The organism is Methanosarcina sp. KYL-1 (genome assembly GCF_024372725.1).
Taxonomy (GTDB): domain Archaea; phylum Halobacteriota; class Methanosarcinia; order Methanosarcinales; family Methanosarcinaceae; genus Methanosarcina.
Genome location: NZ_VOUA01000030.1, coordinates 32,734 through 47,443, shown reverse-complemented (window position 1 = coordinate 47,443; position 14,710 = coordinate 32,734). Strand labels below are relative to the sequence as shown.

Genomic DNA, 14,710 nt, shown 5'->3' with positions numbered 1-14,710 from the left:
TATGTTTATACTTCTCATTGAGGAATGGCTGAGAAGAAAGTTAAAGGTCAGGTTAATGGTGGAGTGTTTGAGGTAAATGAATGGAGAGGAGACATGGAGGAGAGATTTTTAGCGAAGTACTGTACTTAGGCTGATCGAAAAAGACAGAATTAAAAGAGGTTCTCAAGGCTCTATATTTACCCTTGAAGAGTTTATGGAAGACCTCTTCCCTGAAGGGAATATAGGCTGGAAAGAGACTCAGGACCTTTTACTTTTCAGAATTTACGAAAACCTGCACAACTGGCTGGTTGAACAGGATGCTTTGAAATCTCAACTTGTTAACGAGGATGAAGAAACGGAAATCTCTATGGAGGAATAAATTGTGACACGTACAGTAAATGGTTTCATGCTTATCGATGCTCCTCATTCAGCACTTAACAATGCAGGAAATGACAGCAGTGAAAGGACAGAAAATGTTGTCAGAGTGAAGGCGATCAGAAAAGGAAGGAAAGTGTACCCCTATGTTTCGGGTCAGGCTCTCAGGTACTGGTGGCGCTCTACTCTGGAAGAAAAATTCAATTGGAAAATCTCCCCTATAGAGCGCGAGAAGAAAATAGCATTTACAAGTGCTAATCCTGTTGAATACGATGATGATGATGTGTTCGGATATATGAGAGCTCTCAAAAAAGCAGACGGTGGCACTGTCACAAGGCTATCAGTTCTGAAGAATTCTCCTCTTGTTTCTGTTGCAGGCCAAGTTCCTACAGAAGATTTCGGAGTGATGGCACGCCATGAAGGTGACCCCGTTCCTTATGAGCACGAATTTTATTCCACGGTTTTGAAAGGAATCTTTTCCCTTGACCTGGACAATATCGGTGTATTTTACAAGAGCGAGAAAACAGGATATAAAAATATGTATTCTGAACTCGAAGCAATTGCAGAAAAAAATGGGGCTGAAAAGATCGAAAGTAAGTGGGTAATGCCTGCCGAAGTCAGAATAGGGAGAGCAAAAGATGTGTTAAAAGCTCTTCCATATCTTACAGGCGGTGCAAAACAAACGTCCCACCTCACTGATGTCTCCCCAAAACTTCTCATACTCGCAGGGATAGACGGTGGGAATCACCTATTTATGAATCTTGTCAGAGAAGAAAATGGGGAAGCCCTTGTAGACATGGAAGCTCTTGAAGACGTGATTTCTGATTATTCTGATATCCTGTTGACTGATATCTATATCGGAAGACGTAAAGGTTTCATGGAAGAGCTCGATCCTGCACTTAAAGCTCTAACTGAAAAATATGCAGGCAACAGTCGGAAAGTAATCTATGGCTCTATAAACGAAATAGTTGATTCTTTTGTGCAAACGATTCCCGGGCTGATGAGGTAAGATGAAAGTCTTAAGGGTCAAAATTGAGGGCTGGACCGCATCTTTCAGGTATCCTAGCTTTATAAGCGGATTCCAGCCCACTCTTCCAGTTCCTCCTGTAAGTACTGTGTATGGGTTGATTTCAGCAGCAAGAGGAGAGTTAACTACTCCTGATGATGTAAATATTGGTTACGTATTTGAATTTGAAAGTAAAGCTGTAGACCTTGAAACAATCTACGAATTAAGTCCAGGACTTTCTGCAAAATCAAATGTCGTGAAAAGAGAGTTCCTGTATAATCCCAAACTTTACCTATATCTTGACAAGCCCGATTTTGAGGAATATTTCCGTAAACCTCATTATCCCCTTCTTTTTGGAAGATCTGGAGATCTGGCAAAAGTTTCAGAAACAAAGGGACTGAATCTTGAAGAAGAGGCTGGAAAGAGGTTGGGTAAAACTATCCTTCCTTTTGGAATTAAAGGTGCATATGGTCTTGTGCAGGCACTTCCAAGTCACTTTACTGATACCATTCCCCGAAAAGCTGTAGGGGTAAAACCATATCTTCTGATGGACGAGTTCTTCACCTATCCTGAAAAGTGTTTATTTGATCCGGAAATGAATTGGGCAGTCTGGCTTCACGAGAATTGATTGGTAAAGTAGGGAAGAAGTATGGTAATTCTTGCAAAAAAAGATCCTGATGAAACTCTGCTGGAACATACAGAAAAAGCCCTTATGGTCTTCAAAAGCATAAAAGATGCGTACCCTGAAGTTCCCCAGGTCTGCGGAGTTCCGGACTTCTGGGATCATCTCTTCTACTCTATTTTTTTCCATGACTTTGGGAAAGCCGCATCAGGATTTCAAAAAGCTCTTTCTGGAAAGGAGAACTGGAAGTACAGACATGAAATTCTCTCTGCAGGTTTTGTTTCTGGGCTTGAGTACGAAGACTTCTCTAAAGAAGCCATTGCCATGGCAATAATTACACATCACAAAGATTTGTCTTATTTACGGGAAATGTATCAGACTTACCCAAGTCCTGTTGGCAAAAAACGGTATTTTGAAAAGCTACAGGAACTAACTCCTAACTTTGAAGAATTAAAGGAGATTCAACGAAAAATTCCAGAAATCAGCAAAAAGTATCTGGGTTTTGAATTAAATAAATTTAGAGAAATAGGGTCAATAGAGGAAATGGTTGATTCTTATAAAAGTGCCGTACTACCTTATAAAAACCAGCTTGAAAATGATGAATTAACAAGTTTACATGGTAAGTATGGGATATTCCTAAAAGGATTTTTAACAGCCTGCGATCACCTTGCATCGGGGGGCAAATACGGCTTGTTATGTGGAATTGAAGACATGAGAGCTGTATATAACTTTTCCGAACTGAGAAAAACGCAGAGTCAAGCATCCGAAACAAAAGGTGATGCCTTTTTAATAGCACCTACTGGAAGTGGGAAAACAGAAGCTTCATTGTTCTGGAGTCATGCAAATCAGAATCCTGGCAAGTATAAAAGGGTCTTTTACCTGCTTCCCTACACTGCCAGTATAAATGCAATGTATAAACGACTTCAAAGGGACTTTAAAGACTCTGAATTGACTGGTATCCAACATGGAAAAGCTATGTACTATCTGTACCGAAGCTTTGAGGATGAAGAAGATTACCTGATTGCAACTAAAAAAGCAAAACAAGTAAAAAACCTCACTGATAAAATTTATAGACCTTATAAAATAGCGACTCCCCATCAGATTCTTAAATCAATGTTTGGAATTCGAGGTTTTGAACAGAATCTTGCAGAAATGTCCAATGCTCTTTTCATAATGGACGAAATTCACGCTTATGATTCTCATACAACTGCTCTCATCCTTGAAACATTGAAAATCTTGAAAGGTTATCAAGCCAATTTTTTGATTATGTCCGCCACTCTCCCTTCTTTTCTTAAAGAAATGTTCAAGCAGGAACTGGGAATAACAACAGAAATCTCTTTTACAGAACTTGAACTGAATGAGTTTACAAGACACAGGGTTTATGTTCTTAAAGGGGGCATCTTAGACAATTTGGATCTTATTCAAAAAGAAATCGATGATAACAGAAAGGTGCTTGTCGTTTGTAACACCGTAGCTCAGGCTCAGAATGTATATAAACTGCTATCTCAAGAAGTAGATAATTCGGGATTAATTCATGGAAGATTTATCCTCAGAGACAGAGAAGAAATTGAGGCCAAGTTAAAGAATCTGAACCTTCTAGTTGGCACACAGGCAATTGAGGTTTCTCTTGATATTGATTATGATGTACTCTTCTCTGAGCCAGCTCCTATCGATGCCCTCGTCCAGCGGTTTGGAAGGATTAACCGAAAAGGATGGGAAGCAAAAATAATCAAGCCTGTGTATGTTTTTGAACAAGGGTCTGAAAAAGACACATATGTTTACAAAAACCAGGAGTTAGTCTCTAAGAGTCTTGAACTGTTAAGTAAAGAGAGTATTCTAGGAGAAAGCAGAATTCAAAAACTTGTAGACGAAGTTTATTCAAATGGATATCAGGGTTCTGATCTGGCTTCTTTAGAGATGGTTAAAAAAACCTTTCCAAAGTTTCATAGCAAAATTTTTCCTTTCATGAATGAAAAAGAAAATCAGGAAGAGTTTTATAACCTGTATCAATCTGTTGAAGTTGTTCCAACCCAGTTTAAACTCGAATATCTCGAGGAAATTGAAAATAAAAGATATTTTGAAGCTATGAAATATGTTGTTTCGATAAGTATCGGTCAATACAAAAAACTAATCCATAACAACCAGATAGAAATTGATTCCGATATGATATTTGCGAGTGTTGATTACAGTTCTGAACTAGGTCTCTTATTGGATTCAGGGGAGTCTCTTTTAGGTATTTTTAACTAGAATAAATCTTGAGGCCTTACGTTATTCGCGAGCAAGATCCACTAAAGCAAGGATTGAAACAAGGGTAAAAGGTTCCCTTAAATCTCCAAGCAAAGCTATTCGCGGGTAAGGTCCGTAAAAACAGGGATTTAAACTTTATTGGTTTATTCCACTTCTATTTCCAGGCCACCAATGAATCCGGCTGCTACATTATATATCAACGCTGTGATTATACCGCCAATGAAACCTAAAATTCCGTAGAAGATGGGTACTGTTATGATGGCTCCGACCCCGAACAGCAGGCCTGCTAACGCTCCCTCGTTTCCCATCAAAGAACCCATTCCCAGGGACATGAGAGTCATTATAGCTCCGAATATAAAGCCCATTATTGCGTAAATCGCTCCAAAGGTTTTTCCAAGTGATAACACACCGATTTTAGTAATACGTCTCGTTGTCACAGTATGAACCCCTTTCAATAGTATGGCATGTGATGTCGAGAAAATATAAAAAGTTATTCAACATGTTTTTGTTCTCAGGTTGTTTTGCTATTTATCAGATATTTGCCGAATAGAACTATAGATAAAAACTGTGTATTCCTCAATTTAAAAATCTATATAGAAACTATTGCATGATTCACTAAAACAAGGATTGAAACACAAAAGCAAAATGGAAAAACATGACGAAACAAAATTCTACTCCTGACACCGATTTCTCCCTGGAACATGTAGCCCCTTCCCACAAGAAACCTTTCTGGTCCATGCTGGTGGTGATGCTGGGTTTCACCTTCTTTTCCGCCAGTATGTGGTCGGGAGGGACACTGGGAATGGGCCTTACCGTCCGGGACTTTATCGTCGCCGTACTGGCAGGGAACCTGATACTGGGAGTATATACCGGTCTGCTGGCTTATATTGCCGGACGTACGGGGCTGTCCACTCACCTGCTCACTCGATACTCTTTTGGGGAGATAGGGTCATACCTGCCTTCTTTCCTTTTGAGTATCACACAGGTGGGATGGTTCGGTGTGGGAGTGGCCATGTTTGCCCTGCCGGTACAGAGGGTTACCGGCGACAATATCTATATGCTCATAGGGGCGGCCGGACTGCTTATGACATTTACCGCCTGGTTTGGGATCCGGGCCCTCACCGCCCTTAGCTTTATTGCTGTGCCGTCTATAGCTTTGCTGGGGAGTGCCTCCGTGGCCAGGGGGGTGGAGGCTGCCGGGGGGCTGGAAGGGCTCTTTGCCCTTACTCCCGATAACCCCATGGCCATGACCACCGCCATTGGGATTTGTGTGGCTTCATTTATCAGTGGCGGGACCCTTACCCCTGACTTTACCCGCTTTGCAAAAAAGCCGTCCATCTCCGTATCGACCACCGTCATCGCTTTTTTCGTGGGAAATAGCCTCATGTTCCTCTTCGGTGCCGTGGGTGCTGCACTTTATAAGCAAAGTGACATCTCTGATGTGATGCTCAGGCAAGGGATGATCATCCCTGCCATGCTCGTGCTGGGAATGAATATATGGACCACAAACGACAATGCCCTGTACGCCTCGGGATTGGGCTTCTCCAACATTACCCGCCTGCCCAAGAAATATATGGTGTTGTTCAACGGACTGGTGGGTACTGTCAGTGCCATGTATCTCTACAACAACTTTGTTGGTTTTCTTAGTCTGCTCAATACCATGCTGCCGTCCATCGGGGGAGTGATCATTGCCGATTACTTCCTGCTCCGTAAACGCAGCTACGCCACGCTGGATGTGCACCGGTTCAGCAAACTCAGAGGGACCGCCGTTGCGGCCTGGATCTCCGGTGTACTGGCTGCAAGGCTGCTGCCCGGCATCACTGCCGTAAACAGCATCCTCTGCTCCATGGCCGTCTACCTGATCGCTGAATGGTTCTGGAAAGGTTATCTCAAGCTCCGCTGCAACAAAAAAGTGTCCAGACGACAGTAACATCAACCAGGAAATAACAGAGGGGATCCGGTCCACGGGCAAAATCCACTAAAACAAGGATTAAAAAAACAAGGATTAAAACACTCCGTTATACTCAATACTTGGGCTGCAAATATTGAGTTAATTGTGAGGAAATACTGTTATGTTCAGAACAAGAATGCCAGGTCTGTTTCGCTTATTCCGTTTTGAACTGCCATTTGCTGCGGGAGTGTGCGTGATATTAGGGGAATTGCTGGCATTAGGCGAACTCCCCGCCACAACAGAAATTGTACTGGGGTTTCTAAGCTTTTTTTTTATTTCGGCTGCGGCTCTGATCCCGAATGACTATTTTGATATCGAAATCGACAGAATAAACGCCCCGGAAAGGCCGCTCCCGGCAGGGCTTGTTACCGGGCGGGATGTTGTTTTGCTCTCCATTGTAGTGACAATGCTTGGATTTATCACAGGCTACCTGATTAGCCTGGAGGCTTTGCTTATAGTTATTTTAGTATGGGCAGTGGGTTTTCTTTACAATTGGAGGTTCAAAAAGGCTGGTTTTATAGGAAATCTGATGGTCAGCTTTTCGGTAGGCATGACTTTTGTTTTTGGTGGTATGGCAGCAGGCAGACCATTTGAAATCATAGTCTGGTTTTTTGCGGTCATAGTAATGCTTGTAGACCTGGGAGAAGAAATTGCGGCAGATGCTATGGATATTGAAGGCGATCGTCTCGCAGGGTCCCGTTCCTTAGCTCTGGTACTTGGTCGCGAAAACGCCTTGAAAATCAGCGGAGCGATTTTCTTACTGGTGATTGTTGCAAGTAGCTTGCCGTTTTTCCTGGGCTGGTTAGAGTGGATTTATCTGTTTCCCATTTTACTGATGGATGCGGTTATTCTGTACTCAACGAGTAAATTGCTGGACTCGAGAATAGCAAATCGGCGAATTTATATCCGCTGGATATACCTGAGCGGATTGGTGGCATTCTTAATTATCATAATCATTCGAATGGTCAGGTGAAAGTTTGGCGGCAGTTTGATTCTAAGCCTCCCAACACCGCGTGCAACGGACAGGTGCGGGAATTCGCCCGTACTTTCGGGATTCTGCCCCAACGGCGGATTTGGCGTCTGGTGGTTTTTCCCGCCAAATCCTCCCTTGCCGGTAACGCCAGCCGTTGGGCGGCAGTTTCGCCCTTCCGGTTGATTCGAGATCAAGATCCACTTAAACAAGGACTGCAACATCCGGAAAACCGATTCATATTTAAGTGTTATGGAATAATACCACGCTACGGATTTTCCGGTATTCGGCCTATTTATGAGCAGGCGGGCAAAAATAAATCACTCACAGGCATCAATCAGACGTATAGACGTATTAAAGATAGACGTATTAAAGGTATTAGTTGCCGATTACACACATAACCGGTTACAGATATTCTCAATCTTATCAATCACATCATAGAACCAATCACATCACACAAGCCTACTTTATAATCTCACATGAGGGACCCTGATGAGCAACATTTTACGCAGAGGCAGGTTAGAAGCTGCCCCGGATGAGGAAATTTTACGCTATACCTCCTCTATGGAGGCTGACAGGTGGATTTTCTACGCTGATATTGCAGTTGACCTTGCGCATACCGTGATGCTGAAAGAGCAGGGCATCATAAGGGGAGAGGACTGCAGCAAAATCCTGAGCGGGCTTTTGAAAGTCCGGGAAGAGGGGATGGAAAAGCTCGACTTCAGCTACGAGGACATCCACATTTCCCTGGAATCCCGCTTAATCGACATGGTGGGGGAAGAAGTTGGGGGCAGGATGCACTCCGGGCGTTCCAGAAATGACGAGGTTGCTACCTGCATAAGGCTGGCCCTGAGGGACGAGCTGCTCGGGCTCCTTGAGGAACTCTTCACTCTCAGAAAGACCTTCCTTGCCCTTGCAGAAAAGCACACAAAAACCCTCATGCCCGGCTTTACCCACCTGCAGCATGCCCAGCCTACCACCCTCGCCCACCACCTCAGCGCCCACGAATCCGCACTCTCCAGGGACTTTGACCGGGTGCTGGATGCCTTTTCCAGGGTGAACCTGTGCCCCCTGGGCGCTGCTGCATTTGCATCCACGGGCTTTTCCCTCAACAGGAAGCGGACCCAGGAACTCCTGGGCTTTGCAGGCATGCTTGAAAACTCCATGGACGCGGTAAGCAGCAGGGACTTTCTGATCGAATGTGCTTCGGTGTTTGCAAACCTCATGATCAACCTGAGCAGGATGGCTGAAGAGCTGGTTGTCTGGTCTTCCTCGGAATTCAACTTCATCGAGCTGGACGACACGTATGCCTCCACCTCCTCGATCATGCCCCAGAAGAAAAACCCGGATACTGCAGAACTTATGCGCGGGAAAACAGGCGTTGCAACCGGTGCGCTTATGTCTCTCCTTACGATCTGTAAGGGGCTTCCCCTGAGCTATAACCGGGACCTGCAGGAAGCAACCCCCAACATCTGGCGCTCCGCAGAAACCGTCCGGGCTTCGGTCAGGGTCATGGAAGGGATGGCAAGGACAATGAAAGTCCACCCTGATGTGCTTGCAGCCCAGTCGGTTACGGGCTTTACCACAGCTACCGAACTTGCAGACACCTTTGTCCGGGAAACCGGGATCCCCTTCAGGACTGCCCACCAGCTCGTAGGGGTGCTGGCCAGGGACAGCGAAAAGCCCACCCTGGAAAAAATAGACTCCATAGCCGAAGTAGTGCTGGGAGAGTCGCTTTCGGACAGGGGGCTTACGGAAAAGATGGTAAGGGAAGCCCTCAACCCGGTCTCGAATATTGAGAGGAGAAAGGTTCCGGGAGGCCCGGCCCCCGAAGAAATGCAGCGCTACCTGGGAAAGCGGCAGGCTGACCTGGAACTCAACGAACAGGAAATTGCAACCCTGAAAGATTCTATTGACTCGGCTTTCGAAAATCTGCTTTCGGTGGTCGAGGAATACAGGAAGGACTAAGCTTTAAAATAAAATTTTAAACCAAAATTTTAAAACGGAGGTTGAGGTTTTAATACCTCATTTAACCTTTTACATCTAACCTTTACATCTAACCTTTACATCTAACCTTTACATCTAACCTTTACATCTAACCTTTACATCTAAACCTTTTATTTCTAAACCTTTCACATCTAACCTTTTAATATTACGTTGACCTCATAGTAAAGCAGAAAAATTACGGAATAAAGGGAATTTTAAGATCATATTATCCAACAGAGGAAAAAGGGAATTATCATGGAATTCAAACAGGGCGACCGGGTAAGCATAGAAAAGAACGGCACAGTGTATGAAGGCAAGGTGATGCCTTCAATGGAAGGGTACATCACTATCAAGATGAAGAGCGGGTACAATGCCGGCTTTTCTACGGACAGGGTCCGTATAACCCGTCTTGAAAGCAACGGGGAAGAAGGCCCAAAGAACGGAAAAGGGGTAAAAGAATGCAAAGCCGGGGGTGAGCCTCCGGCCGGGGCCGGGAAGATACTCCCTAAAGTCGCGATCCTTTCCACCGGCGGGACTATTGCCAGCAAGATCGACTACCGGACAGGAGCCGTTACCTCCCAGTTCACCGCCGACGACATCCTCGCGGCAATTCCCGAACTTAAGGAAATTGCGGATTTCAAGGGAAGGGTAATTTCAAGCATCCTCTCCGAGAACATGGACTCCGACTCCTGGCAAAACCTCGCAAAGGCTGTTGTGGAAGAGATCGAAGCCGGAGCCGATGGCGTGATCATCACCCACGGGACGGACACCATGATGTACTCGGCTGCAGCCCTCTCCTTCATGATCGAAACCCCGGTGCCAATCGTCTTCGTTGGTTCCCAGAGGAGTGCCGACCGCCCGAGCAGCGACAACGCCATGAACGCCATCTGTGCAGCCCTGGTTGCAATAAGCGACATTGCCGAAGTTTCGCTGGTCATGCACGGCACGACCTCGGACGACTACTGTGAGATCCACCGCGGAACAAAAGTAAGGAAGATGCACACCTCCCGCAGGGACGCCTTCAAGTCCGTCAACTCCTTGCCCATAGGGACCGTTGACTACAACACCCGCGAGATTACAACCATCGTGGACTACACGAAACGCGGGGAAAAATCCCTTAAATTCAAGCCCGGCATGGAAGCAAAGTGCGCCCTCGTCAAGTTCACCCCCGGTGCAGACCCTGCAGTCCTCGACTACTATATAAATGCCGGATACAGAGGCCTTGTCCTTGAAGGTACGGGGCTGGGTCACGTCTCCACAAAATGGATTCCCATGCTAAGGAAAGCAGTGGACGCAAAAATGCCCGTGGTGGTCACATCCCAGTGCCTGAACGGCAGGATCTGCGACCGCGTCTACGACACAGGCCGCGACATGTTAAAAGCCGGAGCAGTAGAAGGGGAAGACACCCTTCCCGAAACCGCCCTTGTCAAGCTTATGTGGGTACTCGGGCAGACCGATGATTTTGAAAAGGCCGTTGAAATGCTTAAAAACGACCTCAGCGGGGAAATCACTGAGTGCACACTAAAGTAAAGGAGAAAATAAGCTCAAAATTTTTTCTTTTTTATTTCCCTTTTCCTTTCTATTTTTTTCTTCAATTCATTAAATCGGGAGCGCGGAGGGTCACGGATACCCCGTCCTTCACATGCTGTCCGACAATTACTGATGGTAATAACGTAGCAATCTCTACAATAACTTTCAAAACGTCTTCTATAACAGCACTGTTATTTGACGCAGAAGCTTTTACCATGGATACATCTATGCTTAGTTGCTCAAGACCTATCACTCCATGATCTTTAGCCGCCGCAACTGTATTTTTGAACAGTTTGGTGATCATTTTTCCATTTTCCTTTCGAAAGTCACTGATTATTCTAAAATCGGGTTTCAGGTTTCCAGCCAAATACATGTAAATACATTTTCTCGAACATTGCGAGCTATCGCTCGCGACCTTCGTACTCTATCAAGCATCGATTGAATCAAAATCTTGCATAATATGCGAGGATGATAAGAAGGGTGCCCAGGACATTGTACTTGATTTCAAATTCAATAAAATTCATTTCATCTACAAAAGACTCAACCAAATAGCAGATATGATCGAAGGAATGAGATCTCGAATATCTGGAGGTAAAGTCCAAACTTGATTTTTTGAAGATTTGATTTTGTTTTTGAAGTCTCCACAAATTATCGTTTACCGACAAAAAGCGTACCAACGCTGCCCCCTTTGATGATTTCATACAGAGCGGACGGATTTTTGCCGTTTGTAATGATAGTATCAATCCCCTGCGCTGTTGCCAGCTTTGCCGCTTGCAGTTTAGTTTTCATACCGCCTGTACCGCGCCGAGAACCCACGCCTCCGGCTAATGATCGCACGCCCTCGTCTATTGCGTTGATACGCTCTATCCGTATTGCGTTGGGATGGAGGCGAGGATCACTGTCATAAAAGCCGTCAATGTCGGACAGAATGACGAGTTTTTGCGCTCTGCACAATACTGCGACAACCGCAGAGAGCATATCGTTATCGCCAAATAGTCTATCTTCCGATTCGATTTCGGTATAGCTAACAGAGTCGTTTTCATTCACAACCGGGATAATGCCCATTTCAAGCAATGCGTCAAAGGTGTTTATCAGATTTTCCTTCTTTTCCTCCATTTCCATATCCTCGGCGTTCAACAAAATCTGTGCGATAGTCTTGTCGTAGTCATTGAAAAATTTGTCGTATAAGTGCATAATGCTGCATTGTCCTACCGCAGCGGCAGCCTGCTTCAAACGCATACTCGTTGGGCGTGTTTTCATTTGTAGCTTATTCGTGCCCACAGCAATCGCGCCAGATGAAACTAAAATGACTTCATGGCCCATGTTATGAATATCGGACAGTACACAGGCAATGCGGTCAAAGGAACGCAGATCGCTTTTCCCGATATCATTTGTCAGGGTAGAAGTTCCTACTTTGACAACAATTCTGTTTTGATACAAACTCAAATTATTCACCTTTCTTTCGCTACACGTGAATAATCCTGGGAGAGTGTTTTGTAAACGTCAGAAAATCATGGAAGATTTGTGATGTTTTGATTTTCATAAACCCGGTAGTCGTGCCGTCGCTGCACCCATACCATTCTTCCGCAAGAATATCCTTATCGAAAACAATCTGTAACCCATTCTCCTTATCCAATAAGGCGCTGAAAACAGTCGTTGCACCTATCTCTGTTCCCAGCATCTTTCCCATCAAGTCCGCAGGAGCAAAAGAAACGCGGGAAACACCCAACGCATTACTGAACTCCTTTGCGCTAAACGGCTTGTCTGCTGTGGTAACAAAGAGGAAAAACTCTGTCTGCTTTCTGTTGCACAGAAACAGCGTCTTGACCATTTTCATATCTAGCGCCTTATTAATCTGAACGCAATCGTCCATCGTAATTGCCTCGTCGGTATCGACGCGCTCAAACGGGATATGCAGGTCTTGCAATACTCTAAATGTTTTTTCCTGGAGCTCCGTCTTAAACCCGGACGGCGCTGTTGTATAAATATCACTTACAAAGAACATAATCAATTTCCTTTCACCTGAAATGTCTGCATTTATAACGTATCATGTATTTATGGATTACGAAAGCGAATGTTTATACCACTTAACATTACATATTCAGATGTAAAGCAGGTGAGAATCGCATGGACACGAACATTCAAAAATATATGGCTTTTGTCAAAACTGTTGAATATGGCAGCTTTACAAAGGCGGCAGAAGTATTGAACTACTCCCAATCCGGCATCAGCCGCATGATTAACGACTTGGAAAAGGAGTGGGGCGTGTCGATTCTTGAACGTGGGCGCGCCGGTGTGCGCCTGACTTCCGACGGATTAAAGCTATTGCCGTTTGCTCAAAATGTATGTAACGAATATCAGAAATTGCAGGTGCAAGTGGACGAACTGAACGGCTTGAAATCGGGGCTAATTCGGATTGGTACATTTTCAAGTGTAGCGACCCATTGGCTTCCGAATATCATCAAAGAGTTTCAAAAGGACTACCCTAATATCGATTACGAGCTTCTGTTGGGCGACTATACGGAAATTGAAAGCTGGATTTCCGAGGGGCGCGTTGATTGCGGTTTCCTCCGGCTTCCTACACACCCGGAGTTTGAAACGATATTTTTGGAGCAGGATAAGCTGCTTGTTGTTTTGCCGGAAGATCATCCGATGGCCGACTGTGAATACTTTCCTGTAAAGGCGCTATGTGATTACCCTTTCATGCTTTTAGAAAAAGGCGCTAAGGCTGAAATATCGGAAATATTTGAAAAATGTAATATTGAACCAAAAGTACGTTTTACAACATGGGATGATTATGCCATCATGTCAATGGTCGAAAGTGGATTGGGAATTAGTATTTTGCCGGAGCTTATTTTGCAGCGTATTCCATACCGAATTGTAATAAAGGAACTGGACATACCGGCGTACCGTAAGATTGGTCTTGCAATGAGAGATAAAAAATCTGCATCGCTTGCAGTTAAGCGATTTTTAGACTATCTGCAATGCAGGAACAACTCTAAGAAAGAAAATGTGTAACAACTACGTCCCCGCCATCTGAAAGATTTCCTGAGTATTCATCCAGAGGAAGGGCTTCTTCTGGACTTTGCCCTGCCACTTCCGTATCACCGGTTTCAGTCAGTTCTTTTGCTACCTCCGGAGCATCGCTTATGGCTTCAGGGGGAAGGCGCAATCCAGGGACGAATTTATCAGTCCTCAGTGAAAGCATTTTTCCATGTTCCGTATCCTCAATGCTTAAATCCCCTCCTCTGGTTTCCTGAGAAATTCTGCCTGTGAGTTCATTCCCAATTGCGGATTCGCCCTCATACAAAGGCAGAGGGAGATAAAGGGTCACGTTCCTTAATTCCGAATCAGTCTCCAGAGTTATGTCGTATTCATAGCTGCTCGAGAAACTCTCCTCATAAAGTTTGTTTGTATGGTAATTCAACGCCCCAATTCCCAGGACAATCAAAAACAGGACAATAAGGCTGATTTCCATCAATTTGCCCGTAAGCGCACCCTCACAGACTGTGTAATGGATATGTAGCCATTATAATGGATGTGGAGACGGGATAATGAAAATTACAAAACTGAAAGTAAAAGTTTCTCGAATTAAATTCAAGGCTTAACATCTAATTGAGTTAACTAATTGAATTAACTGATACATTACTCCGTATTATTACTCCGTATTATTACTCCGTATTATTACTCCGTATTATTACTCCGCATTACATTTTATAAATTTGTTAAGTCCGGCATTCCTCATACAATACTTTTAAATAACAAAAAACTATTATGTACTATGCTAGCAAGTGTCATGTTAGCCACTAGCAGATTAAAATTATTATAATTGTGAAGGGTGTAGAGATGTTAGGAATCGATGATCCTCAAATCTGGCTTGCATACGTTTCATGTGTATTAAGCGCGCTCGGATGCATGGTTTACGGAGCACTGAACTGGAAAGGCGGGGAAGAAGAGCAGACAGTAAAAAGCAGCACTTCGAGAGCAGCGGTTCAGGACCAGTGAACCGGTCCTGGTGCCAGCCCGCACTTTTCGGGCATGCCT

The 14,710-nt window shown here is 44.5% G+C and carries 14 protein-coding genes and 1 pseudogene; 10 read left to right on the top strand and 5 right to left on the bottom strand.

Going from position 1 to position 14,710, the window contains the following annotated elements:
* Positions 1-193: 193 nt before the first annotated feature.
* Genes FTO70_RS15425 through cas3 form a run of 4 tightly spaced genes read left to right on the top strand, consistent with a single transcriptional unit; the run spans position 194 to position 4,229 of the window.
* Positions 194-358, top strand: coding sequence for a hypothetical protein (locus FTO70_RS15425; protein ID WP_255336654.1), 165 nt, complete (start codon positions 194-196; stop codon positions 356-358).
* A gap of 27 nt (positions 359-385) precedes the next feature.
* Positions 386-1,363: a type I-B CRISPR-associated protein Cas7/Cst2/DevR gene (cas7i, locus tag FTO70_RS15420; RefSeq protein WP_255336653.1), complete on the top strand. Its 978-nt coding sequence runs from the start codon at positions 386-388 to the stop codon at positions 1,361-1,363.
* A gap of 1 nt (position 1,364) precedes the next feature.
* A complete protein-coding gene (gene cas5b / locus FTO70_RS15415) occupies positions 1,365-1,988 on the top strand; it encodes a type I-B CRISPR-associated protein Cas5b (RefSeq protein ID WP_255336652.1) in 624 nt (207 codons plus the stop codon).
* 21 nt (positions 1,989-2,009) lie between these two features.
* A complete protein-coding gene (gene cas3 / locus FTO70_RS15410) occupies positions 2,010-4,229 on the top strand; it encodes a CRISPR-associated helicase Cas3' (protein WP_255336651.1) in 2,220 nt (739 codons plus the stop codon).
* Between the two features lie 143 nt (positions 4,230-4,372).
* On the opposite strand, the gene FTO70_RS15405 is transcribed toward cas3, so the two are convergent.
* Positions 4,373-4,666, bottom strand: coding sequence for a hypothetical protein (locus FTO70_RS15405; protein ID WP_255336650.1), 294 nt, complete (start codon positions 4,664-4,666; stop codon positions 4,373-4,375).
* A 218-nt stretch (positions 4,667-4,884) separates the two neighbouring features.
* Here FTO70_RS15405 and codB point away from each other — a divergent pair, with 218 nt between their 5' ends.
* From codB to gatD, 4 genes are all read left to right on the top strand, one after another.
* A complete protein-coding gene (gene codB / locus FTO70_RS15400) occupies positions 4,885-6,159 on the top strand; it encodes a cytosine permease (RefSeq protein WP_255336649.1) in 1,275 nt (424 codons plus the stop codon).
* A gap of 142 nt (positions 6,160-6,301) precedes the next feature.
* On the top strand, positions 6,302-7,153 hold the full coding sequence (locus FTO70_RS15395; protein WP_255336648.1) for a UbiA family prenyltransferase: 852 nt from the start codon (positions 6,302-6,304) through the stop codon (positions 7,151-7,153).
* A gap of 489 nt (positions 7,154-7,642) precedes the next feature.
* The gene (gene argH / locus FTO70_RS15390; RefSeq protein WP_255336647.1) at positions 7,643-9,118 is read left to right on the top strand and encodes an argininosuccinate lyase; all 1,476 of its coding nucleotides are present in this window, start codon (positions 7,643-7,645) and stop codon (positions 9,116-9,118) included.
* Positions 9,119-9,391: 273 nt separating this feature from the next.
* Positions 9,392-10,666: a Glu-tRNA(Gln) amidotransferase subunit GatD gene (gene gatD / locus FTO70_RS15385; RefSeq protein WP_255336646.1), complete on the top strand. Its 1,275-nt coding sequence runs from the start codon at positions 9,392-9,394 to the stop codon at positions 10,664-10,666.
* Between the two features lie 151 nt (positions 10,667-10,817).
* On the opposite strand, the pseudogene FTO70_RS15380 reads toward gatD, so the two are convergent.
* From FTO70_RS15380 to FTO70_RS15370, 3 genes and pseudogenes are all read right to left on the bottom strand, one after another.
* Positions 10,818-11,291, bottom strand: a pseudogene (locus FTO70_RS15380) (transposase); the annotation flags it as partial.
* Between the two features lie 23 nt (positions 11,292-11,314).
* Positions 11,315-12,112 carry a glutamate 5-kinase gene (proB, locus tag FTO70_RS15375; RefSeq protein WP_255336645.1) on the bottom strand — a complete coding sequence of 266 codons (798 nt, stop codon included), beginning with the start codon at positions 12,110-12,112 and terminating at the stop codon, positions 11,315-11,317.
* Positions 12,113-12,131: 19 nt separating this feature from the next.
* A complete protein-coding gene (locus FTO70_RS15370; protein ID WP_255336644.1) occupies positions 12,132-12,671 on the bottom strand; it encodes a prolyl-tRNA synthetase associated domain-containing protein in 540 nt (179 codons plus the stop codon).
* A 122-nt stretch (positions 12,672-12,793) separates the two neighbouring features.
* Between FTO70_RS15370 and FTO70_RS15365 the strand changes: the two genes are divergently transcribed.
* Positions 12,794-13,684, top strand: coding sequence for a LysR family transcriptional regulator (locus FTO70_RS15365; protein ID WP_255336643.1), 891 nt, complete (start codon positions 12,794-12,796; stop codon positions 13,682-13,684).
* Here the strand turns inward: FTO70_RS15365 and FTO70_RS15360 are convergent.
* On the bottom strand, positions 13,665-14,144 hold the full coding sequence (locus FTO70_RS15360; RefSeq protein ID WP_255336642.1) for a hypothetical protein: 480 nt from the start codon (positions 14,142-14,144) through the stop codon (positions 13,665-13,667). The two genes, FTO70_RS15365 and FTO70_RS15360, sit on opposite strands and share 20 nt — an antisense overlap.
* A 368-nt stretch (positions 14,145-14,512) precedes the next feature.
* Between FTO70_RS15360 and FTO70_RS15355 the strand changes: the two genes are divergently transcribed.
* A complete protein-coding gene (locus FTO70_RS15355; RefSeq protein WP_255336641.1) occupies positions 14,513-14,671 on the top strand; it encodes a symporter small accessory protein in 159 nt (52 codons plus the stop codon).
* Positions 14,672-14,710: the final 39 nt, after the last annotated feature.

Coding starts and splice junctions, on each gene's coding strand:
- FTO70_RS15425 (WP_255336654.1), top strand. CDS start 194: ATGGAAGACCTCTTCCCTGAAGGGAATATAGGCTGGAAAGAGACTCAG.
- cas7i (WP_255336653.1), top strand. CDS start 386: ATGCTTATCGATGCTCCTCATTCAGCACTTAACAATGCAGGAAATGAC.
- cas5b (WP_255336652.1), top strand. CDS start 1,365: ATGAAAGTCTTAAGGGTCAAAATTGAGGGCTGGACCGCATCTTTCAGG.
- cas3 (WP_255336651.1), top strand. CDS start 2,010: ATGGTAATTCTTGCAAAAAAAGATCCTGATGAAACTCTGCTGGAACAT.
- codB (WP_255336649.1), top strand. CDS start 4,885: ATGACGAAACAAAATTCTACTCCTGACACCGATTTCTCCCTGGAACAT.
- FTO70_RS15395 (WP_255336648.1), top strand. CDS start 6,302: ATGTTCAGAACAAGAATGCCAGGTCTGTTTCGCTTATTCCGTTTTGAA.
- argH (WP_255336647.1), top strand. CDS start 7,643: ATGAGCAACATTTTACGCAGAGGCAGGTTAGAAGCTGCCCCGGATGAG.
- gatD (WP_255336646.1), top strand. CDS start 9,392: ATGGAATTCAAACAGGGCGACCGGGTAAGCATAGAAAAGAACGGCACA.
- FTO70_RS15370 (WP_255336644.1), bottom strand. CDS start 12,671: ATGTTCTTTGTAAGTGATATTTATACAACAGCGCCGTCCGGGTTTAAG.
- FTO70_RS15365 (WP_255336643.1), top strand. CDS start 12,794: ATGGACACGAACATTCAAAAATATATGGCTTTTGTCAAAACTGTTGAA.
- FTO70_RS15360 (WP_255336642.1), bottom strand. CDS start 14,144: ATGGAAATCAGCCTTATTGTCCTGTTTTTGATTGTCCTGGGAATTGGG.
- FTO70_RS15355 (WP_255336641.1), top strand. CDS start 14,513: ATGTTAGGAATCGATGATCCTCAAATCTGGCTTGCATACGTTTCATGT.